Source organism: Clostridium perfringens ATCC 13124 (assembly GCF_000013285.1).
Taxonomy (GTDB): domain Bacteria; phylum Bacillota; class Clostridia; order Clostridiales; family Clostridiaceae; genus Sarcina; species Sarcina perfringens.
In genome coordinates this window covers 2,360,807-2,385,790 of sequence record NC_008261.1, presented here as the reverse complement: position 1 = coordinate 2,385,790, position 24,984 = coordinate 2,360,807, and the positions used below count along the sequence as shown (strand labels likewise).

Below are 24,984 nucleotides of genomic sequence, written 5' to 3'. Positions count from 1 at the left end.
ATTTGCTTTGTTAGAAATCGAAAGTAAAAACAATAACTTATTTAAAGAGATAAAAAAGTTAAAAGAAAAAAAGCATAGAATAAAGAGTAATAAGTATCTTATTGAAGGTTTAAGATTTGTAGAGGAAGCTATAAAAAGTAAAGTATCAATAGATTCAATAATTTTTACAGAAAGTTTTAAGGAGAAAAATCCTGACTTATTCTTAAAAATTAATGAAAATATAAAGCTTATACAAATGAATGAAACTCTTTTAAAACAACTTTGTTCAACGGAAAATCCACAAGGAATTGTTGGTGTTATAAATATGCAAAACAAGGAATTAAAAAGTGGAGAGCTAGTTGTTTTAGTAGATAAGGTTCAAGATCCAGGAAATATGGGAACAATAATAAGAACAGCTCATGCAGCAGGTGCAGCAGGAATAGTAATGACTAAAGGTACTGTTGACATATATAACGATAAGACTCTAAGATCAACAATGGGTTCAATATTTTATATTCCAATTGTTGAGGATAATTCTTTAGATTTTGTAAAATCATTAAAGAAGGAAGGGTATAAACTTGTAGTAAGTTCTCTTCAAGGAAAAAATAATTTCTTTGAAGAAAATCTTCAAGGAAAAGTTATGATAGCTGTTGGTAATGAGGGAAATGGTGTCAGTGATGAAGTATATGATATTGCAGACATAAAAGTTAAAATTCCTATGCCTGGTGAAGCTGAATCTTTAAATGTAGCTGTAGCTACTTCTATAATGATATATGAAAAGATAAGACAATCATTTAAATAAATCAAGAGGTTTTATAAAAAAGACTTTTAATAAAACTTACAAATATATTCTAAGAATTACTAGAGATTCTTTTAATACTATTTGTAAGTTTTATTATTAACTTTTCATATAATCTCTTGATTTTTTTTATAAGTAAAATTCTATTAAATAGGAAAAAATAATAAATGCCTTGATTATAAATACTATTATATGTATAATATACTTTGATTGAATAGATAAAAACATTGATAGAGAGAGTAGATATAGTAATTTCTTATCAGGGAAAAAATGCCATGGACTGAAAGCATTTTTAGAAACCTATATTGAAGTTCACTCTGGAGTTCTAACTGTGAAATATAAAGTAGTAGTTAGCGGCATAGTCGTTATTTGAAATTAAGTGAGTACTAATTTTTTTAGTACTAATTAGGGTGGTACCACGGATATGAATACCCCGTCCCTTGTTTTTGAGGGATGGGGTTTATTTTATTTTAATTGAAATGTGTCAATAATGAAAATATACTATTAAAATTAAATCTAAGATTAAATAATGACTAAAAAATAGATATTAGGGTTCTAAGAGCTTTAAGATAAAATCTAATATATTAATTATATATCAGGAAAGGAGAATGAAAATGCAAGATAAGTTAAATCAAATTAAAGAATTAGCTTTAGTAGAAATTAAAGAAGCTAAAGATAGTACTACTATTGATACAATAAGAGTTAAATATCTTGGTAAAAAGGGAGAACTTACAACTATATTAAGAGGAATGGGATCTCTATCTAAAGAGGAGAGACCAATAGTTGGTAAGTTAGCTAATGAGGTAAGAGAGGTTTTAGAAGCTGAATTAGAGGCTGTAACAAAGGCTGTTAAAGAAGCTGAAAAACAAGAAAAGCTTAAAAATGAAGTAATAGATATTTCAATGCCTGGTAAAAAACAAACAATAGGAAAGAAACATCCATTAGAGCAAACTTTAGATGAAATGAAAAAAATATTTGTTTCAATGGGATTTGCTATAGAAGATGGTCCAGAGGTTGAGAAAGATTACTATAACTTTGAAGCCTTAAACATTCCTAAGAATCATCCAGCTAGAAGTGAGCAAGATACATTTTACATAAATGATAATGTAGTTTTAAGAACTCAAACTTCTCCAGTTCAAGCTAGAGTAATGGAAAAACAACAACCACCAATAAAAATGATCTCACCTGGTAAGGTATTTAGATCAGATGCTGTTGATGCTACGCATTCACCAATATTCTACCAAATGGAAGGTCTAGTTATAGATAAGGATATAACTTTTGCAGATCTTAAGGGAACTTTAGAGTTATTTGCTAAAAAAATGTTTGGTGATAAAGTAAAAACTAAGTTTAGACCACATCATTTCCCATTCACTGAGCCATCAGCTGAAATGGATGCTACATGCTTTGTATGTAACGGAAAAGGATGTAAAGTATGTAAGGGAGAAGGTTGGATAGAAATACTAGGTTGTGGTATGGTTCACCCTCAAGTTTTAAGAAACTGTGGAATAGACCCAGAAGTTTATAGTGGATTTGCTTTCGGCTTTGGTGTAGACAGAATGGTTATGCTTAAGTATGGAATAGATGACATAAGATTATTATACGAAAGTGATATGAGATTCTTAAATCAATTCTAGTTTTAAAATAGGAGGTAAAAAAGATGAAAGTACCATTTAATTGGCTTAAAGATTACGTTGATATAGATATGACAGCAGAAGAGTTAGGCGATGCTTTAACTTTATCAGGATCAAAAGTAGAAGAGGTCGTAACTGCTGGTGCAGAAATAGAAAATATAGTTACTTGTCAAATAGATAAAATAGAACAACATCCTGATGCTGAAAAGCTTAAAATTTGTCAAGTAAACATAGGATCAGAAATGATTCAAATAGTAACAGCTGCAGATAATATGAAAGAACATGATAAAGTTCCAGTAGCTTTACATGGTGCAATATTAGCAGATGGAAGCAAAATCAAAAAAGGTAAATTAAGAGGAGAAGTTTCAAACGGAATGTTCTGTTCAGAAGAAGAATTAGGAATTGCTGACGGAAAAGAAGTTATTGGACTTATGATTTTACCAGAGGATGCTCCAATTGGTGTTTGTATAAAAGAATATTTAGGTCTTAATAAACAAGTTTTAGATTTTGAAATAACTTCAAATAGACCTGATTGTTTAAGTGTTTTAGGTATGGCTAGAGAAACAGCAGCTACAACAAGAAAAACTTACAGAATGCCAAGTACTAAGTTTGAAGTTAAATGTGATAAAAACATAAATGATGAAATAAAAGTTTCAGTTAATGATAAGCTTTGTAATAGATATATGGCTAGAGGAGTTAAAAATGTAAAGGTAGCTCCATCACCAACTTGGATGCAAGAAAGATTATTAGATGCTGGGGTTAGACCTATAAATAACATAGTTGATATTACTAACTTTGTTATGTTAGAGCTTGGTCAACCAATGCATGCCTTTGATAGAAGAGAATTAAAATCTTCTAATATAGTAGTTGAGAGAGCTAAAGATGGAGATAAATTCGTAACTTTAGATGAAATAGAAAGAGAATTAAATTCAGATGTTCTTTGCATAAAAGATGGAGAAGAGATAGTTGCTTTAGCTGGTATAATGGGTGGATTAAACTCAGGTGTTAAAGATGATACAACAGAGATTGTATTTGAATCAGCTAACTTTGATGGAACTAACATAAGAGTTAATTCTAAAAATTTAGGATTAAGAACTGAAAGTTCATCAAGATTTGAAAAAGACATAGATCCAAACTTAGCAGCTTTAGCTTTAGACAGAGCATGTGCTTTAGTTGAAGAACTAGGCTGTGGAGAGATTATGGAAGGCACTATAGATGTCTACAATAATGTTAAAGAAGAAAAGACTTTAGAAGTAAGTGTTAGCTGGATAAACAAATTCTTAGGAACTTCATTAGAAGCAGAAGAAATGAAGAGATGTTTAGATAGCTTAGATTTAAAAACTACTATAAATGGAGATACATTAGAAATATTAGTACCTACATTTAGAATAGATGTTGATATAAGAGAAGATGTAGCAGAAGAAGTTGCAAGAATCTATGGATATAATAATATTCCAGCTACTTTAATATCAACTAGTACAGAAAAAGAAGCTAAGGACAAGAAACAATTATTAGATGAAAAAGTTATAGATACAATGTTAGCATCAGGCTTAAATCAATCTATAAGTTACTCATTTGTAAGTCCAAAAGTATTTGATAAAATATGTGTACCAGAAGATAGTAGCCTTAGAAATGTTGTTAAAATAAAGAATCCACTAGGAGAAGATTATAGTGTTATGAGAACTTCAACACTTCCTTCAATGATGGAATCTTTAGCTAGAAACTATTCAAGAAGCAATGAGATAGTTAGATTATTTGAAATAGGTAAAACTTATATTCCAAATTCAGATGAAAATGAATTACCAACTGAAAGAAATATATTAACAATTGGTATTTATGGACAATGCGATTACTTTGATTTAAAAGGAATAGTTGAAAACTTATTAGATTCATTAGGTCTTAAGAGCGCATCATTCAAGAGAATGAGTGAAAATCCAAGTTATCACCCAGGAAAAACTGCTGAGTTAATATTAGGTAGAACTTCACTAGGTGTTTTAGGAGAAATTCACCCAGATGTTAATGAAAACTACGGAGTAGATGTTCCTTGCTATGTTGCTGAATTAGATTTAGATGCTATGTATAACTTCTCAAAAACAGAGAAAGCTTACAAACCATTACCTAAGTATCCAGCAATAACAAGAGATATAGCTTTACTTGTTGATGATGCAGTTCTAGTTCAAGAAATAGAAGATGCAATAAGAAAAGCTGGTGGTCAAGTAGTTGAAAAAGTTGAATTATTTGACGTTTATAAAGGTGCTCAAATACCAGAAGGTAAGAAGAGTATTGCATATGCTATAGCTTACAGAGATCCAAGCAAAACTTTAAAAGATAAAGATATAAATAAAGTTCATGATAAGATACTAAGAGCTTTAGAATATAAGCTAGGAGCTCAATTAAGAGAGCAATAATAGTTTTAAATATGTTATGTATATGTTAAAATGTACATAACATATTTTTTATTATGGAAGTAAGAGGTGTTTAAGGAAGTATGGCGACTGTTACGGTAACAATAAATGGAGTTGAATATAATTTAAAAGGCCATGAAGACGGAGAATATTTAAAAAAAGTAGCTGAATACGTAGAAGAAAAAACACAAGAGATGGCAACAAAAAATAATAAATTAAGTGCACTTGGAGTTTTATCTTTATCTGCATTAAACATAGCTGATGAATTATTTAAAGGAAACGATGAATATAATCAACTTATAGATTATTATGAAAAAGTAAAATCTGAATTAGAAAAGTCCAAAAAAGAAATAGAAGATCTTAAAGAACTAGAAGGAGAAAGTGTTTCTTTAAAGGAAAAACTAGATAAGATTACTTCAGAGAAAGAAGCCTTAGAAAAGAGTTTTAATGAATTAAAAGATAAAAAAGAAGAGATTGAGAAAAGCAGAGAAGAACTTAATAATAAATTTAATAAGCTAAATAGTGAAAATTCTAATTTAAAAGAAGAGCTTAAGAATACAAATAATAGAATGAATAATTCTAATGAGGAAATAGCTAATTTAAAGAAAGAAATTGAAAGATTAAAAAGTGAAAATAATAGTTTAAAATCAGCTAAGGATAAAAACTCACATGAAGTTGAAAAATTAAGTAAAGAACTTAAAGAGGTTAAATCAAATAATGCTGAGTTAAACAAAACTATAGAAATCTCAAGAAATAAAGAGAAAAACTTAAGTAATGAGATTAATAATTTAAAAAGTAAAAATAATAATGTGGAAAAAGAGCTTAGAGATCTTAAGGAAAAAAATAATAGCTTAAGCAGTATAGTTACTGAAGCTAAGAAAAACTTAGAACTATTAAATAAAGAGATTAATAGCTTAAAGGAAAGAAATAAGACTCAAAGAGAAGAAAATGAAAAGTTAACTTTAGAAGGAGAAAATCTAAAGATTAATTGCAAAGAAATAGAAGAAAAACTTGAAGGTTTAAATAAAGAAAATGGACAACTTAAAGAAACTTCAGAGCTTTTAAATAAAGAAAAAATTTGGATTAAAGATCAAAATAGTGGTTTAAAGAAGCAAATTTTAGAGTTAGAAGAAAATCTTCAATTAGCTTTAGAAGAAAAAGATGCTTTAGGTAAGAAGATTTCAGAGGATATGGAAGTTGAAATGAAAGCCTTAAAGGAAGAAGCTGAAGAAGTTAAGGCTGAAATGGAGATTTTAGAAGAGGAAGCTAAAAAGTTAAAAAGAGAAAAAGAACTTTTAATGGAGAATAATAAAGAGTTAAGACGTAACTGGCAAACAGCTAAGTATAAACTTTTAGATTTAGAGCAAAAATATTTAGATTCTCAAGTTAAGCTTGCCACTTCAAAAAAATCAAATAATGTTCTTTTAAAGAAAAAATAAAAGTGTATTTAGAGACTGTAAGAGATTTATGTGAAAATAAATTTTCTTACAGTCTTTTATAGTTTTAAATAAATTTATTATTTATATTAAGTAGTATATAAGACTTAATCTATCTTAAAATTCTTATAAGCTTAATTTAAAAGTAAGCTTTAATTACTAAATTGGGAAATAAAAAACTCCTTAAAAATTGTGTATCTTTATATAACTTACTTATTTATATAAAGATATAGTGAAAAATTAACTTTGATTTTAAATTTTACTTTTATATCAATTAAAAAATAAAATTATTTTTATAGGGGATATGAACATGGAATTAATTTTCTGTCCTTGAAGTAACAAGGAGTTAATTTTGTCTCTTCTAAGAATTTATAAAGTTTTTCGAAATTTCTACCTACATGCTCTATTTTGTGAGAATCTGAACCAAGGGTTATATATTTACCTCCAAGTTCTCTATAGTATGAATAGATTTCTACCATGTTTTTAAAGGAAGTTTCATCATCTAAACGAGTAGTATTAAGTTCAAGAACTTTATTTTTAGCTATTAGTGTTTTAAAAATAGCTTGGAATTTAGATTTAAAATCCTTAAGAGTCATTTCCTTATCATTATAAGTACTGTATCTACAAGGATAATCTATATGTCCTAAAGTATCAAAAATATCATAAAATTCTATGCATTTAAGCATATTATCAAGATATTCACCATAAACAACTTCTTTAGGTCTAGTATCTTGTTTTAGAAATCTAGAAAGAGTAACACCATTTATAGAATGAATAGAACCTATTATCATATCAAATTTATCTTTGTATTTTTCATAAAAGGCAAAGTTTTCATCTACATTGTTCATTGCAAGTCCAAGTTCTACACCTTGTTGCATATTTTCTCCTCTATATTTACTGTATTCCTTTAAATAACCTTCAATATCAAGTTCAGCAAATTGAGGGTGAGTTTTTAAATTATAATCTAAATGCTCTGTAGTTATTATTCCGAGATTATTTTTTTTAGCCTTCTCTAATATATCCTTAATTTTTAATTCAGAGTCAGCTGAAAATTCTGTATGTATGTGACAATCATAAAGCATTTTGTAACCTCCGCATAAATATTAGTATAATTTAATTTTATCATAACTTAGAAAAATATTAAGGGAAGCAAATTGCTTTAAGGTTTATTTAGTTATTATATTTAAGACTATCATAGGGATATTTTTGAATTTAACTTAGAAGTAAAAATAAATACTATAGTAGAATGAAGATTCTTCATTAAATTTACCTATGAATAAAATAACAAATATCTAACATAAATTTAGTGAGGAAATTTTATTAAATAAATTATTAATATATAAATTTTTGTTTTATAAGTTTTTAAATGAAAAGAGAAATAATGAAATGTAGAATTGTACTGTGTAATTGTGTATAATACAAAGTATTGAGTAAATTAACTAAGGAAAGACCTAGTTGAATTTTAGGAGAGATGAATTTTATGGAAAGAATAGAGTTACTAGCACCGGCAGGAAGTATGGAAAGTTTAATTGCTGCCATAAACAGAGGTGCTGATGCTATATATTTAGGAGGAAGCAAGTTTTCAGCAAGAGCTTATGCTTCTAACTTTGATAATGAAACAATGGAAAAGGCTGTGGATTATGCCCATACTTATGGCGTTAAGGTTTATGTTACAGTAAATACTTTAATTAAGGAAAATGAGTTTCAAGAAGCAGTAGATTACATAGGCGTTTTATATAAAATAGGAGTTGATGCTTTAATAATACAAGATGTAGGATTAGCTAAAAGAATAAGAGAGGTATATCCAGATTTTGAATTACACGCTTCAACTCAAATGAGCATACATAATGGAGAAGGAGCACTTTTCTTTAGAGAAAATGGATTTTTTAGAATTGTTTTATCAAGAGAACTTACTTTAGATGAAATTAAATATATTTCAAAGGACTTAGGAATAGAAACTGAGATATTTGTTCATGGAGCCTTATGTGTTTGCTATTCAGGACAATGTTTAATGAGTAGCTTAATAGGAGGAAGAAGTGGTAATAGAGGAAGATGTGCTCAAAGTTGTAGACTTCCATATACACTAATTAGAGAAAAAGATAAGAAAGAGACTAAAGGATTCCTTTTAAGTCCTAAGGATATTTGTACTATTGAAAATGTAGAGGACTTGATAAAAACAGGAACTAGCTCTTTAAAGGTTGAAGGAAGAATGAAGAGACCTGAGTATGTTGCTGGAGTTATAGAATCTTATAGAGAAGCTATAGATAATTCTTATAGAAATATTAAAAAGTCTCAAGAGGGAAATAAGCTTAAACTTAAAAAGTTATTTAATAGAGAAGGTTTTTCTACAGCATACATGTATAAAAATGTTGGGAAAGATATGATGGCTTTTAAAACTCCAAGAAATACAGGAGTTTTACTTGGAGAAGTTCTAAAAAATGGAGAAGTCCTTTTATTAGATGATCTTTCATTAAAAGATGGAATAAGAACTAATGATGATGGATTTACTGTAAGTAAAATACTTATGGGAAATAGAGAGGTTACTGAAGCTAAAAAGGGGGATAAGGTAAAAATATTCCCTAAAAAATATAAAGCTAATGATAAGCTTTATAAAACTTCAGATACTAAGCTTTTAAATGAATTAAAGACCTCTTATGAAAATCCATATGAGAGAAAGATAAACTTAAAGGCTTATATGAAATTTAAGGTTAATGAACCTATGGAACTTACTGTGGAGTACAATGGAAATTACTTTACAAAGACTGGTGATATGGTTCAAGTTGCAGTAAATAGACCTATGGATAAGGAAAAAGTTGAAAAGAACTTAAAGAAATCTGGAGATATTCCTTATGAAATAAGTGAAATAGAATACGTAACTTTTGAAGATGGTTTTGCAGCAGTTTCTTCTATAAATAATTTAAGAAGAGAAGTTTTAGAAGAGATAAGAAATTCTGAGATTAAAAAATACAAAAGAGTTATAGAAAAACAAAATAATATAGAACTTAATGAAAAGAATGGTGAAATGCCAGAGGTTTTAGTTGTTGTAAATACTAAGGAACAATTAAGAGCTTCAATAGATTGTGGAATCAAAAATATTGCTTTAGATATCTTTGGAAAAAATCAAGGGCAACTTAATAAGAATGCTATAAAAGAATTCAAAGTTGAAGGAATTAATCTTTATATAAAAGCACCTACAATAATAAAAGAAGAGTTTGAAACAATAAGTAATATAATAGAAGAGAATCTTAACTTAATAAAAGGTTTAGTTACAGCTAATACTGGAATAATAAATAGATTTAAGGATAAAACAAATATTATAGGTGATTATAAACTTAATATATTTAATTCTTATGGTATGAAGTTTTATAATGAACATATGATGGGAAGCTGTTTAAGTTTAGAATTAAATAAAAAAGAGTTAAATAAAATGCTTAAGAAGTATTCTAAGGGAGCTCAAATCTTTGTTTATGGAAGACCAGAGGTTATGGTTAGTGAATACTGTCCAATAGGAAGTACCTTTGGTGGAAAATGTACTTCAAAAAATTGTGATAATCAATGTGTAAGTAGTACATTTACTTTAAGAGATAGAATGAATCAAGATTTTGTTATAAGAACTGATATATTCTGTAGATCACACATATACAATACAGTACCTGTTAACTTAATTCAGGAAATTGATGAAATAAAATCTTTAGGAGTAAATTCTTTTAGATTAGACTTTGTAGATGAAAATTATGAAGAGGTTAGACAGGTTATTGAAGCTCTAAATAAGGAAGAAGCTTTAAGATTAAAGGATTATACTAAAGGTCACTTTAAAAGAGGCGTTGAGTAAAGGGGATTAAAGTATGAACGATAGAGTTTTAAGAGTTTTAGAATTTAATAAAATTAAGGAATTGGTTAAGGGATATGCCATTACAAAATCAGCTAAAGAGATGGTTTTAGACCTTAAACCATATGATTCTGTTTATGATGTAAAAGAACATTTAGAAGAAACAAAAGAAGCTTTAGATATTTTAATGAGAAAAGGAAATCCTCCTTTTGAAGGGCTTTATGATGTTAAAGAAGCTATAACAAGAGCTGAAAAAGGTGGAGTTTTAAGTATAGAAGGCTTACTTAGAATAGGAAACATGTTATCTGTAACAAGAAAACTTTCTGACTTTTTAGCTAGAAAAGAAGAGGAAGAAGAGCATAGAATACTAGAAGGAATGAGAGAAGGGCTTATAGTACTTAGAGGTGTAGAAAGTGCTATATCAAAGGCCATAGTAAGTGAAGATGAAATTGCAGATTCTGCAAGTGATAAACTTTATAGCATAAGAAGAAGCTTAAAAGAAAAGAATTCATCTATAAGAGATAAAGTTAATTCCATAGTAAGAAGTAATGCTCAATATCTTCAAGATTCCTTATACACAGTTAGAGGAGATAGATATGTTATTCCTGTAAAAGCTGAATATAAATCTCAAGTTCCAGGGCTTGTTCATGATCAAAGTTCAACAGGGGCTACACTTTTTATAGAACCAACGGCTTTAGTAAACTTAAATAACGAAATAAAAGAGCTTATGCTAAAGGAAAGAGCTGAGATTGAGAGAATATTAGCAGAATTATCAGCCTTAGTATATAAAAATATTGATGTTATAAAAGTTAATTTTAATATAATAGTTGAATTAGACTTTATATTTGCAAAGGCTAAATATGGTAGTGATTTAGGTGGAACAATGCCTATAGTAAATGAAGAAGGAGTAATAGATTTAATGGATGCGAGACATCCACTAATTCCTAAAGATAAAGTTGTTTCTTCTGATATTTATTTAGGAAGAGAATTTTCAACATTACTTATAACAGGGCCAAATACTGGTGGTAAAACTGTAACCTTAAAGACTACAGGGCTTATTGAACTTATGGGATTAAGTGGACTTTTAATACCAGCAAGTGAAAATTCAAGCATAAGCTTCTTTGAAGAGATATTTGCAGATATAGGAGATGAGCAAAGTATAGAGCAAAGCTTATCAACTTTCTCTTCTCATATGACTAATATAGTTAAAATAATGGAGAAGGCAAATAATAAAAGTTTTGTACTTTTTGACGAACTTGGAGCTGGAACAGACCCTACAGAGGGAGCTGCACTTGCTATTTCAATATTAGAAAATTTAAGAGCAAGAGGATGTAGAATAATGTCTACAACTCACTATAGTGAATTAAAGGGATATGCATTAAAGACTGAAAATGTTGAGAATGCTTCTGTTGAGTTTAATGTTGAAACCTTAAGACCAACCTATAGACTTTTAATAGGAGTTCCAGGGAAATCAAATGCTTTTGAAATTTCAAGAAGATTAGGTCTTAAAGACAATGTTATAGAAGAGGCTAAAAAGGTTATTTCTACTGAATCACTTCAATTTGAAGATTTAATACAATCACTTCAAGAAAAGAGTATAAAAGCAGAAAATGATGCTAGAGAAGCTGCTATATTAAGAAATGATGCAGAAAAATATAAGAATAGATATAAAGAGAAATTTGAAAGAATTGAAAGCGTAAGAGATAATGTTTATGCAGATGCTAGAAGAGAAGCAAAGCAAATTTTAGATTCAGCTAAGGAAGAAGCTGATGCTATTCTTAAAAATATGAGAGACCTAGAAAGAATGGGTATTTCTAGTGATGCAAGAAGAAAGCTTGAGGCTGAAAGAGGAAAGCTTAGAGATAAAATAAGTGATGCAGAGGCTAGACTTCAAAAGAAAAAAGAAGAGCAAAAAGGAGAAGAACTTAAAAAGATTGAGGTTGGAATGGAAGCCTTATTACCTTCAATAAACCAAAAAGTCATAGTTCTTTCTAAGCCAGACAATAAAGGGGAAGTTCAAGTTCAAGCTGGAATTATGAAAATAAATGTTAAGGCTAAGGATTTAAGAGTAGCCAAAGAAACTAAAGAAGAAAAGAAAATTAAAAAGAGAGAAGCAAGATTAAATTTAAGACAGGTGGATCCATCAATAGACTTAAGAGGTATGGATTCAGAAGAAGCTTGTTACACTGCAGATAAGTATTTAGATGATGCTTATGTTGCAGGAAGAGGAGAAGTAACTTTAGTTCATGGAAAAGGTACTGGTGTTTTAAGAAAAGCTATAAACGATATGCTAAAAAAACATCCTCATGTAAAATCTCACAGACTAGGTGAGTATGGAGAGGGTGGAACAGGAGTTACTGTTGTAATATTAAAATAAATTTTTAATATTAAATTATGACTTAACTTAGGTTTTGATTTATATAAATTTAAGTTAAGTACAAAATCAATAATAGTTTAAAAAATAATATTAAGAGTTCGTCTAAATTTTTTATTAGTAGATTTAAATAAACTACGCTTATAGAGAATTTTAGATGGGCTCTTTTTTAGATACAATTTATTAAAAAAAGCATGGGTATATTTATGATATAATCAATTTAAACTTTGAGAATTATGTAAAATTGGTATAGAGGGGGCTGTTAGGTGAAAGCAAAAAAGAAAAATAAAAAAATTAAACTTAATGAAGGTAGAGTATTAGCTTTTTTATTAGCCATAGTAATATTATTTTTAGCTTTATCAGGTAGATTGCTTTACATAAGTATATTTAGATCAAAAGATTATAAGGCTATGGCAGAAGAACAATGGACCAATGAAATACAAATAGATGCTAGAAGAGGGCGTATCTTAGATAGAAACAATAGGGAGTTAGCAGTTACTGCAAACGTATTTAGAGTAGATTTAGATTTAATAACCTTAAGAAAATATATTGATAAGAAAGATACTGATAATATTGAAATTGCAAAATTATTAGCTGAAGCTTTAGAGATGGATGAAGAAAAGGTTTTATCAAGAATAGAACTTACATATCCATCAGGAAATCCAGCAAACTCTGCTACCTTAATAAGAAGAATAGAAAAGGAAAAGGCTGATAAGGTTAAAGAGCTAGATATAAATGGAGTAATAGTATCAGAGGATACAAAAAGATATTATCCTAATGGAGATTTTCTTTCTCATACTTTAGGAACAACTAATGCAGATGGAGAAGGATTAAGTGGATTAGAACTTTATTATAATGAAGAACTTATGGGAATCCCAGGAGTAAGAGTTAGTGAAGTCTCTGGAAATAGTACTTCAAATCCTTATTCTGAAACAAGTTTTACTCCACCTGTAGATGGAAAAGATATGACTTTGACAATAGATGAGAATATACAATACTTTGTTGAAAAGGTAGCTGAAGATGCCTTAAAGAAACATAATGCAGACTCAGTAAGCATTGCAGTTATGAACCCTAATAATGGAGAAATTTTAGGAATGGTAAATAAACCTGGATTTAATCCTAATAATCCTTATGAGGGTAGTGAGGCATTTAAGGGGAAAGATGAATCAGCAAAACTACAAAACATGTGGAGAAATACAATTGTTTCAGATGCCTTTGAGCCAGGTTCAATATTTAAAATAATAACTTCTATAGCAGCCATAGAGGAAAATATAGCAGGAAAAGATGAGGTTTATTATTGTGATGGTAGTTTAAATGTAGCAGGGAAAAATATAAAATGTTGGAAACCTGGTGGACATGGAGTACAAAATTTTAACCAAACATTAGAAAATTCATGTAATGTTGCTTTTATGGAAATGGGTGCAAAATTAGGAGCAGAAAAGTTAAATGAATATATTAAACTTTTTGGATTTGGAACTCAATCAGGAATAGATTTACCGGGAGAAGCTACAGGAATAGTTAAAAATGTAGAAGATATAAGTGCTGTGGATTTAGCAACTATATCCTTTGGACAAACTAATACAATGAATGGTATTCAGTTTATGACAGCCTTAAATGCTGTTGCAAATGGAGGAGATTTAATTCAGCCTCATATTATGAAAGAATTAAGTCATAAGGATGATAATGGGACAAAAATTATAGATGAAGTTTTTGTGCCTAAAATACAAGAAAATATAGTAGATGAAAAAAGTACTATGAGAGTTAAAGAGGCCTTAGAATCTACTGTTTCTAATGGATCTTCAAAGGATGCTGGTATTGAAGGAATAAAAGTAGCAGGAAAAACTGGTACAGCAGAAAAGGTAGATCCTGAAACAGGTACTTATGGAGCAGGGTATATAGCGTCCTTTGCTGGATTTGCACCATATGATAATCCACAAGTATCTTTAATAGTAATAATAGATAATCCTAAAAATGGAGAACATTTTGGAGGAATTGTTGCAGCTCCTTTTGCAGGAGAATTATTTAATAATATATTTAACTATATTTCATTAAATGAAGGGCAATTAGATGCGAAAGATGAAAGTGTAATAATCCCTGATTTAAGAGGAGATAAGGTAACTAGTGCTGAAAAAACTTTAAATGAATTAGGAGTTAATTGTGTAATTGAAGGGGATGGAACCTTTGTTACTTCAGTTACACCTATACCAGGCTATAAGGTTAAAAAGGGTGATAGTATAACCTTGTATGCTGGAAGTAGATTTGATAGAAATGAAAAGGAAATAGTAGTTCCTGATTTTAGAAAATTAAATAAGGAAGAGGCAGAAGAAATTTTAAAATCCTTAGGATTAAAGGGAGAATTTGAAGGAGAAGGTGAAATTAAGGAACAGAGCATAAGTGCAGGAGAAATAATAAAAAGTGGAGATAAGATTAAGTTTAAATTAGAAGGATAAAACTTTAAAAATAAAGAGTTATATCAAATAACATATAATAAATATTATAAACCTCTTAATGTTTATAAGATTTATTATTAACTTTTTGATATAACTCTTTTTTACTTTAAAAGATAAATACTTTTTTTATGAAGTTTTAAGGATTATAATAAAATAGAATTTTGTTAATAAATAATGGATAAATTTTTATAAAACTAGGAGTAAATTTATTTTAATAAGTTTTAGGGAGGAGAAATTTGTGATTTTAATTAGTGGGTGTTTGTGTGGAGTTAATTGTAAATACAATGGTGAAAATAATTTAAATGAAAATATATTAAAGCTTCTTAAGGAAGGAAAAGCAGTGATTGCCTGTCCAGAACAATTAGGAGGACTAAAAACTCCAAGAATACCAAGTGAAATAGTGGGTGGAACAGGAAAAGATGTACTAGAAGGAAAGGCAAAAGTACTTGGTAAGGATGGAGCTGATGTTACAAAAGAATTTCTTAAAGGGGCTTATGAAACTTTAAATATAGCAAAGAGCATAAATGCAGAATATGTAATTTTAAAAGCAAAAAGTCCATCTTGTGGTCTTGGAGTTATATATTCAGGAAATTTTAATGGAGAGAAAAAAGAAGGAAATGGGGTAACTTGTGAACTTCTACTTCAAAATGGATTTAAAGTTAAAACAGAAAATGATTTTTAGGAGGAATGTATAGATGAATAAGGATATGAGAGATAAAGCTAGAGAACTTTATAATGGAAGTTGTAGAGTATGTAAAGTTTGTAATGGAGTAGCATGTGCAGGAGAAGTTCCTGGCATGGGAGGAAAAGGAACAGGAGATTCTTTTATAAGAAATGTAGCGGCCTTAGAGGAAATAAAACTTAATATGAGAACAATTCATGATGCTAAAAACCCTACTACAAATATTGAAATTTTCGGTAAGAATATGGAGTTACCACTTTTTGCAGCTCCTATAACAGGAACTATGTTAAATATGGGTGGAAAAGTTAGTGAAAGAGAATATATTGAGGGAGTAGTTAAGGGATGCTTAGATTCAGGTATATATCCTATGGTAGGAGATACAGCAGTAGACTTATGTTTAGCTACTAATTTAGAAGTAATAGAAGAATATAATGGACAAGGAATTATATTTATAAAACCTTGGAAAAATGAAGTTGTAATAGAAAAAATAAAAATGGCAGAAAAAGCAGGAGCCTTTGCTGTAGGCGTGGATATAGATGCAGCTGGACTTATAACTTTAGCTATGAATGGAAAACCAGTTGAACCTAAAAACTTAGAGGAAATAAAAGAATTAGTAAATTCAACAAAATTACCTTTTATATTAAAGGGAATAATGACGCCAGATGAGGCTGAATTAGCAGTAGAAGCAGGAGTAGATGCCATAGTAGTATCTAATCATGGAGGAAGAGTTTTAGATCAAACTCCAGCCTCATGTGAAGTGCTACCAGAGATAGCAGCTAGAGTTAAAGGAAAAGTTAAAATTTTAGTTGATGGTGGAGTAAGAACTGGAGTTGATATATTAAAAATGATAGCCTTAGGTGCTGATTGCGTTTTAATAGGAAGACCTTTTATAACAGCTACCTTTGCTCATGGAGCTAAAGGGGTAGAAGAATATGTGAATTCTTTAAAAGGTGAATTAAAATCAGCTATGGTATTAACAGGATGTAACTCAATAGAAAATATAGATAATAGAGTTATTTACAAAGGAGAGAATTAACTTATGAAAGTTTTTGCACATAGAGGATTTAGTTATAGATATCCAGAAAATACTTTGTTAGCATTTAAAGAGGCTTTAAAATTAGATATATATGGAATAGAGCTTGACGTGCACAAAAGTAAAGATGGAAAATTGGTAATAATACATGATGAGGATATAAAAAGAACTTTTAATGGAAATGGAAAAGTTAAGGATTATACTTTTGAAGAACTTAGAAGCTTTAAGTGTAATAAAGAAGGCTTTGAAAATAATGATGATTGTAAAATCTCCTTATTAGAAGATGTTTTTAATCTTATAAAAGATAAGGATATAGTTTTAAATATAGAAATTAAAAATGATGTAATAGATTATGAAAATATTGAGAAGGATGTATTAGATTTAATAAAGGAATATAATCTAGAAAGAAAAATACTTATTTCAAGTTTTAATCATAAGGCCTTAGAAAAAGTTAAAAAGTTAAATGTAGATATTAAATTAGGGGTACTTTATGAAAAAGAAATGCCTAATATTCTTGATATTGCTAAAAGTTTAAATGCATATGCAATACACCCTGCTAAATCCCTTGTTTCAGAAGAACTGGTAGAAAAAGCACATAATGAAGGTGTAAAAGTCAATGTTTATACAGTAAATGAAAAAGAGGATATAGATAAACTTAAAAATTATGGAGTAGATGCTATATTTACAGATCAGGCTAAAATGGCTTTAGAGTACTTAAAATAACAAGTAAATTTTAAAAGCCATTTATATTAATACTAAATAATAAACCTTATAAATTATTAAATTTCACCAATAATTTATAAGGTTTATTTTATAATATTACTCTTTAATATAATATATTTTTTTAAATAAAATCAAAAAAATAAATAATTTTTAATATTTATTGTAATAAATATTATGTTATTTGAATAAACATATATAGGATAAATATAGTTAAGGAGGAAGTATGAAAGTTAGGGCTATAAAAAGTTTTTTAGCAACTACAATGGCAATGACTTTTTTAGTTAGTATGGGACAAGGATCTATATTAACTAAGGCAAATACTATAAATAATATGAAATATGTAACAGAAGCATTTGGAGCAATTCCAACAGAAGAACAGGTTAGCTATCAAAAAGAGGAACTTACAGCATTTATACACTTTGGTGTGAATACCTTTACAGGAAGAGAGTGGGGAGATGGAACAGAAAATCCAGAAATTTTTAACCCTACTAATTTAGATGCTGATCAATGGGTAAAAACTTTGGCAGATGCAGGCTTTGGAAGGGTTATATTAACTGCAAAACATCATGATGGATTTTGTTTGTGGGATAGTGCATATACAAAGCATGATGTAGCTAGTAGTCCTTGGAAAAATGGAAAGGGAGATGTGGTTAAAGAGGTTTCAGAAGCTTGCGCTAAATATAATATAAAATTTGGAGTTTATTTATCACCATGGGACCAAAATTCAGAACATTATGGAGAAGGTAATGGTGGTGATTATAATGAGTTTTACATGAATCAGCTAAGGGAGTTATTAACTAACTATGGACCTATAGCTGAAGTTTGGATGGATGGAGCAAAGGGATCAAATGTTAAGCAAGAATATAACTTTGAAGAATGGTTTGCTCTTATAAAAGAATTACAACCAGAATGTTTAATATTTAGTCCACAGGGTCCAGATATTAGATGGATTGGAAATGAAAAAGGATATGCAGGAGAGCCTTGCTGGTCAACTATAGATATTGAAAAAATGAAAGAAAGGGAAAATCCAACATATTTGAATAATGGAGAAGAAGGTGGATCAGATTGGGTAGTTGGAGAATCAGATGTATCAATAAGACCAGGTTGGTTTTACCATGAATCTCAAGATAATGAAGTTAAATCCTTAGAAAAAATGATGGATATTTATTTTAAATCCATAGGGAGAAATTCAGTTTTATTATTAAATGTTCCCCCTAATAAGGAAGGAAAGTTACATGAAAATGATGTTAATAGATTAAAGGAATTTGGTGAAACAATTAAAGAGTTATTTAATGATGATTTAGCTTTAAATAAAGAGGTAATAGTAGATAGTTTTGCTAATAGGGATGAGACATATGGTGCAAATAAAATTGTAGATGGAGATTATGATACCTATTGGGCACCAGATAATAGTAGTAAAACAGGTACTATTGAAATAGATCTAGGTGGAAGTAAAGAATTTGATGTTATTTCTTTGCAAGAGTATATACCATTAGGTCAAAGAGTATCTAGTTTTAATATAGAAGTGTTACAAGGAGAAAATTGGAATAAGGTTTATGAAGGAAAAACAATAGGATATAAAAGACTTATTAGAATATCCCCAACTAAAGGAGAAAAAATAAGAATTAATATAACTGGTTCATTAGAAGTGCCACTTATAAATAATGTTGGAGTTTATAAACAACCTATTAGTATAGAACTTCCATCAGGGCCACCAGCTGGATTGAAAGTATTAAATGATGATAATAAGGGGAATGAATTAGAACAATTTAACTTTAGTGATGGATGGGTATATGAGACTATCCATGGAGAAAATGATTTAGGTGGAGATGCTCACTATACAAGTAAAACTAATGCTACAGTTAATATTAAATTTAATGGAACTAAGTTTTTCTTATCAGGAACAAAGGATTCAGGACATGGAATAATGGAAATTTCCATAGACGGTGAAAATCCAGTAGAGGTTGACTTATATTCTCCTAATAGAAAATGTAAAGAGATAGTCTTTGAAAGTGAAGATTTAAGTGATGGAGAGCATGAAGTTACGGTTAAATGTACTGGAAGAAAGAATTCAAGTTCTAGAGGGACAGCGGCTCATATAGATGGAGCTTATGTATTAGACAATGGTGGAAAAGGTATGGTTGAATTTGAAAAGGTAGGATACGAAGTAAGTGAAAATATAGGAACTGCTACTTTTAAGGTTATAAGAAAAGGCGGAAGTAATGGTAAGCTTGAAGTTAACTATGATACTTTAGCTGGCACTGCTTTAAATGGAGTTGATTATCAAACATGGTCTGGTACTTTAGCATTTAATGAAGGTGAAACAGAAAAAACTTTTGATATAACAATCATTGATGATAAGGAAAAAGAAGAGCCTAAGGAATTCTATTTAAAATTAAGTGATCCAATAGGTGGAATATTAGGATTTAATTCAAGAGCTACAGTTACTATTAATGATGATGAGCAAATTAAAATAGAAACAAAGGATACTGGTGATGGATTACATCAATTTAATTTTTCAGGAGGATGGAATAAAGAGACTGATGGAGCATGGACAAACAATATGAATTCAACTTTCTCTATCAAGTTTAGAGGAAAGCAAATTTCTTTAATAGGAGCAAAGGATCCTAATCATGGAATTTATGAAATTTCAATAGATGGAGGAGAATTTGTAGAAGTTGATGCTTATGCAGAAAGTAGGGTTACAAATCAAGTAATATATGAAAGTGAAGTATTAACTTCTGGAGAGCATATTTTAAACTTTAGATTAAAGGGTGAAAATCCACATGGAGGTAGAGCTGATGGTCAATTGAATTATGCTCTAGTGGATACCAGTGAAGACAATTTAGTTGAGCCAGAAATGCCTACAACAGATTTAAACAAAGATGGCAAAGTTGATATTGGTGACTTATCATTAGCATCTAAACATTATGGGGAAAATATTAAAGAGTATGATATAAATGGTGATGGAGTTATTGATGAATTTGAACTTAATTCTATAACGAATGATATATTAAAATAATTTTTATGTGCTGTATCTAATTATGTCTAAAAATTTTAAGTGTTTAATCATTTTTAAAATTTTTACATAAAGATACAGCCTATTTATTACATATATTTATAATAAATGCGAAAATGCATTAATAAATATAATGATTACTTTAGTAGGGGGAGAATTTATGAAAAGGAAATTCTTAAAGAAAATAGCTCTAATAGTTTCTTTAATGGTAGTTGGGCAATCAGTTTATACTTTTGCTAAGTCTAGTAGATTTAATGAAGTAGAAAAAAGCACTTTAAATGAAAATATTGATCTAGATAAATTAGCTTTATGGTATGATGAGCCTGCTACAAACTGGGAAAATGAGGCCCTTCCAATTGGAAATGGTTATATGGGTGGAATGATTTTTGGAAGTGTAGCAAGTGAAAGAATACAATATAATGAAAAAACTCTATGGTCTGGTGGACCAGGAGCATGGGAAGGTTATAATGGGGGAAATAAAGAAGGTGCTTGGGAAGCTGTACAAGAAATAAGAAAAATATTAGCTGAGGGTGGAACTCCTTCAAATGATTTATATCAAAGAGTATGTGGGGATCAAAGAGCTTATGGAGCTTATCAAAATTTTGGAGACATATTCTTAGATTTTAAGTCTCATGAGGAGAGTAAGGTAACTAATTATAGAAGAGAGCTTAATATAGAGGAATCTTTATCTACAGTTAAATATAACTATAAGGGTGTTAATTATGAGAGAGAATATTTTTGTAGTTATCCTGATAATGTAATGGTTATTAAATTAAAGGCTGATAAAGCTTCTTCGCTAAATGTAGATGTTAGAAATGAAGGCGCCCATAATGGGAAGAATCTTTCTGTAGAAAATAATACTTTGATATTAAGTGGTGCAATAGAAGATAATGGAATGAAATATGAATCTCAAATTAAGGTTATTAATACTGGAGGATCAATTCAAGATAAAGAAGATAGAATAAGTGTTGAAAATGCAGATGAAATAACAATAATAATGAGTGCAGGAACAGATTATATAAATGAATATCCAACTTATAAAGGAGAAGACCCACATTCAGCAGTAACTGAAAGAATTAATAATGCTGTAAATTTAGGATATGATGAATTAAAGAGTAGGCACATAGAAGATTATAAAAATTTATTTGATAGAGTAAATTTAAATTTAGGAGAACTTAAATTAGATAAGCCTACTGATGAAATGCTTAATGAATATAAAACAAATCAATCCAATAGCTTAGAAACTTTATTTTTCCAATATGGTAGATATTTGCTTATTTCCTCTTCAAGGGAAGGAAGTTTGCCAGCTAATTTACAAGGAGTTTGGAATAATTCTAATAATCCACCTTGGAGTTCGGATTATCATTTTAATGTAAACATACAGATGAATTATTGGCCAGCAGAGGTTGCTAATTTATCTGAAACTGCCATTCCATTAGTTGAATATATAGAGAGTTTAAGAGAACCAGGAAGAAAGACGGCAGAAATGCATTGTGGAATAGAAGGGGCAATGGAAAATAAAAATGGATGGACAGTAAATACAATGAATAATCCTTTCGGCTTTACAGCTATGGGATGGGAATTTGATTGGGGATGGGCTCCTACTTCTAATGCTTGGATAAGCCAAAATCTTTGGGAGCATTATAATTTTACTGATGATAAGGATTATTTAAGAGAAAATATATATCCTATTATGAAAGAAGCTGCACAGTTTTGGACTCAATTTTTAGTTGAATATACTCATAGTGATGGAAAAACCTATTTAGTTTCTTCACCAAGTTATTCTCCAGAACATGGTCCTAGAACTGTAGGAACAACTTTTGACCAAGAACTTATTTGGCAATTGTTCACAGATACTATAAAAGCTAGTGAAACTTTAGGAATAGATGAAGAGTTTAGAGCAGAACTTGAAAATAAGAGGGAGAGATTATTAAAACCTCAAATAGGTAAACATGGACAAGTTCAAGAATGGAAAGATGATATAGATGATCCAAATAATAATCATAGACATATTTCTCATCTTGTAGGACTTTATCCAGGAACTCAAATAAATCAAAAAGATACTCCTGAACTATATGAAGCAGCTAAGGTTACTATGAATCATAGAGGGGATGGAGGAACAGGATGGTCTAAAGCTAATAAAATAAATCTCTGGGCTAGATTATTAGATGGAGATAGAGCCCATAGATTATTAGAAAATCAATTAACAACAAGCACTTTAGAAAACTTATTTGATACTCATCCACCTTTCCAAATTGATGGTAATATGGGAGCTGTTTCTGGAATGGCTGAAATGCTTGTACAAAGTCATTTAGGAACAATAAATCCATTGCCAGCATTACCAACAGCATGGGAAGATGGAAGCTTTGATGGATTAAAGGCTAGAGGAAATTTTGAGATTTCAGCTAACTGGAATAATAATTCATTAAATCTCCTAAAAATAAAATCTGGTTCAGGAAATGATTGTTATTTAGAATATCCAGGAATAACAGAAGCTATTATAACTGATGCTAATGGAAATAAAATAACTCCAGAGGTTGTTTCAGAAAATGTAGTTAAGTTCCCAACAGAAGTTAATGGAGAATATAAGGTTGAAGGAATGCCTATGGAGAAACCAGAAAAGGTTAATGGATTAAAAGCTTTAAGAAATGGAGATAACTCTGTTTCATTAAAATGGAATAAAACAAAATTTGCAGAAGGTTATGATGTTTATAGAAAAGGTGAAGGGGACTTTGAATTAATAGCTGAAGATGTAAAAACAGAAGAGTTTATTGATGAAAATGCTCCGTTAAATGATAGTTATAGTTATTTATATTATGTAGTGGCAAAGAATTCAGAGGGACTAGGAGAGGCATCAGAAAAGGTTGCAGTTGAAACCAGTGTTTATTTAAGTGAATTAGAATGGAAAAGTGCATCTACTGGATATGGAGAAATACAAAAAGATGCTAGTTGTGATGGAAATACAATAACTTTAAAAGGTGAAAATGGAGAGAAGGTTTCTTATGATAAAGGAATAGGAACCCATGCTCATTCAGAGATAGTATATAGTTTAGAAGGATTAGATTACTATGATTATTTTGAAACCTTTGTTGGGGTAGATCAAGAAATGGCTGGTACTGTAGCATCTATATCCTTTGAAGTTTATTTAGATAATGAGAAAGTTTTTGATAGTGGATTAATGACAGGAGATACTACACAAAAACATGTTAAAGTGCCTATAGCAGGTAAGAATACACTTAAATTAGTTGTAAAAGATGGGGGAGACAGTATAGGCTCAGACCATGGAAGTTTTGGAGACGCTAAGTTAACAAAAGTTCATGCTGCTAGTAATGCAGATCTTAAATCTCTAAATATTAATGGAAATCCTCTAGAAGAATTTAATGGAAGTAAATATGAATATTCTTATGATCTTAAAAAGGGAGAAAACTTACAAAATTTAAATGTTGAAGCAGAAGCTTTTACTTCAGAGGCTAAGATTGAAATTACAAAACCAGAAGAACTCCCAGGGGAGGCAGTAGTAAGAGTTACATCTAAGGATGAAACTATGCATAAAGAATACAGAGTTTTAATAAATCCATATGTAATTGTGGAAGAAAGCATAATTGCTTATTATAACTTTGAAAATTCTTCTAACTTAGGAGAAGATAGTTCTAAAAATAGTTTTCATGGAGAAGTAAATGGTACAGTTACTCAAGGAGAGTCAAAGGATGGAAAAGCTGCTAATTTTGGTGATGGATATATAAGTGTTGAAAGCAATGATTCATTAAAATTAGATGATAATTTAGTTATAGAAACTGAAGTTTATTTAGATGAATACACTAATTATTGGCAAAAGATAGCTCAAAAAATAAATAATGGGACAGGAAAAGGTGGATTCTTAATAGATGTATCTCCTGAAGGAAAATTAAGATTCCATGCTGAAGGGTCAATAACTCAATTTATATCTAATAAAGCAATTCCTTTAAATGAATGGACAAATATAAAAGTTATTTTTGAACATTCAAAGGGTGAAGCATCTATTTATATAAATGGAGAGTTAGATAAGACAGTAAAGCCAAGTTCACCTTTAGAAGTTAGTGATTTACCACTTATTATAGGTGCTGATTCTAATGGCAGTGATAAATTGAAAGGGAAAATGAATAATTTAACTATTTCTTCAATAGAGCGTAGAGTAGCTAGTAGCAATGTTAGTTTAAGTGATATTTCTATTAATGGTGAAACTATGGAAGGTTTTAAAAAGGATGTGTTTGACTATGAAATAGATTTAGAAGAAGGAACAAATATTGTCCCAGAAATAACAGCTACATCAGAAGATTCAAATGCCACTATTGAAATTAAAAATGCTGAAATTTTACCAGGAGTTAGTAAAATCAAAGTTATAGCAGAAGATGGTACAGAAAGTATCTACACAATTAACTTAAATATTAAAGTGAAAAATCCTTTAAAAGCAGATTTTAACAAGAATGGAGAAATAGATTTAGGGGATTTATCTATGGTATCAAAATACTTTGGATCAAATAATAGTGACTTTGATCTAGATGGAGATGGTTTAGTTGGAGAATATGAAATAAACTTTGTATCTAGTGAACTTCTAAAATAAAAATAGAAATAAAATTAATTTAAG

The 24,984-nt window shown here is 29.5% G+C and carries 13 protein-coding genes and 1 other annotated feature; of the genes, 12 read left to right on the top strand and 1 reads right to left on the bottom strand.

Translation table 11 applies throughout. The features are described from left to right. The first annotated feature begins 7 nt into the window (after window positions 1-7). The 4 genes from CPF_RS10415 (at window position 8) to CPF_RS10400 (ending at window position 6,253) form a co-directional block, all read left to right on the top strand. Window positions 8-781: a TrmH family RNA methyltransferase gene (locus CPF_RS10415; RefSeq protein WP_011590983.1), complete on the top strand. Its 774-nt coding sequence runs from the start codon at window positions 8-10 to the stop codon at window positions 779-781. A 215-nt stretch (window positions 782-996) separates the two neighbouring features. Then, window positions 997-1,222, top strand: a binding site (T-box leader). A 170-nt stretch (window positions 1,223-1,392) separates the two neighbouring features. Then, the gene (pheS, locus tag CPF_RS10410) at window positions 1,393-2,412 is read left to right on the top strand and encodes a phenylalanine--tRNA ligase subunit alpha (RefSeq protein WP_003451091.1); all 1,020 of its coding nucleotides are present in this window, start codon (window positions 1,393-1,395) and stop codon (window positions 2,410-2,412) included. A gap of 23 nt (window positions 2,413-2,435) precedes the next feature. After that, window positions 2,436-4,817, top strand: a complete 2,382-nt coding sequence (gene pheT, locus CPF_RS10405) for a phenylalanine--tRNA ligase subunit beta (protein WP_011590982.1) — start codon at window positions 2,436-2,438, stop codon at window positions 4,815-4,817. An 80-nt stretch (window positions 4,818-4,897) separates the two neighbouring features. After that, window positions 4,898-6,253 carry a cell division protein ZapA gene (locus tag CPF_RS10400; protein WP_011590981.1) on the top strand — a complete coding sequence of 452 codons (1,356 nt, stop codon included), beginning with the start codon at window positions 4,898-4,900 and terminating at the stop codon, window positions 6,251-6,253. A gap of 290 nt (window positions 6,254-6,543) precedes the next feature. Here the strand turns inward: CPF_RS10400 and CPF_RS10395 are convergent, their stop codons facing one another. Further along, entirely contained in the window at window positions 6,544-7,332 is a 789-nt protein-coding gene (locus tag CPF_RS10395) for a histidinol phosphate phosphatase (RefSeq protein WP_003469844.1), read from the bottom strand. Between the two features lie 398 nt (window positions 7,333-7,730). Here CPF_RS10395 and CPF_RS10390 point away from each other — a divergent pair, with 398 nt between their 5' ends. The 8 genes from CPF_RS10390 (at window position 7,731) to CPF_RS10355 (ending at window position 24,960) form a co-directional block, all read left to right on the top strand. Then, window positions 7,731-10,082: a U32 family peptidase gene (locus CPF_RS10390; RefSeq protein WP_003469841.1), complete on the top strand. Its 2,352-nt coding sequence runs from the start codon at window positions 7,731-7,733 to the stop codon at window positions 10,080-10,082. Window positions 10,083-10,095: 13 nt separating this feature from the next. Further along, entirely contained in the window at window positions 10,096-12,456 is a 2,361-nt protein-coding gene (locus tag CPF_RS10385) for an endonuclease MutS2 (RefSeq protein ID WP_011590980.1), read from the top strand. Between the two features lie 263 nt (window positions 12,457-12,719). Next, window positions 12,720-14,903: a stage V sporulation protein D gene (locus CPF_RS10380; protein WP_011590979.1), complete on the top strand. Its 2,184-nt coding sequence runs from the start codon at window positions 12,720-12,722 to the stop codon at window positions 14,901-14,903. Window positions 14,904-15,141: 238 nt separating this feature from the next. Beyond that, window positions 15,142-15,585: a DUF523 domain-containing protein gene (locus tag CPF_RS10375; protein ID WP_011590978.1), complete on the top strand. Its 444-nt coding sequence runs from the start codon at window positions 15,142-15,144 to the stop codon at window positions 15,583-15,585. Window positions 15,586-15,598: 13 nt separating this feature from the next. Continuing rightward, window positions 15,599-16,621 carry an alpha-hydroxy-acid oxidizing protein gene (locus CPF_RS10370; RefSeq protein WP_003460161.1) on the top strand — a complete coding sequence of 341 codons (1,023 nt, stop codon included), beginning with the start codon at window positions 15,599-15,601 and terminating at the stop codon, window positions 16,619-16,621. Window positions 16,622-16,624: 3 nt separating this feature from the next. After that, a complete protein-coding gene (locus tag CPF_RS10365; RefSeq protein ID WP_003478392.1) occupies window positions 16,625-17,341 on the top strand; it encodes a glycerophosphodiester phosphodiesterase in 717 nt (238 codons plus the stop codon). Between the two features lie 223 nt (window positions 17,342-17,564). Next, window positions 17,565-20,363, top strand: a complete 2,799-nt coding sequence (locus CPF_RS10360) for an alpha-L-fucosidase (protein WP_011590977.1) — start codon at window positions 17,565-17,567, stop codon at window positions 20,361-20,363. A gap of 157 nt (window positions 20,364-20,520) precedes the next feature. Next, on the top strand, window positions 20,521-24,960 hold the full coding sequence (locus tag CPF_RS10355; protein ID WP_011590976.1) for a glycosyl hydrolase family 95 catalytic domain-containing protein: 4,440 nt from the start codon (window positions 20,521-20,523) through the stop codon (window positions 24,958-24,960). Window positions 24,961-24,984: the final 24 nt, after the last annotated feature.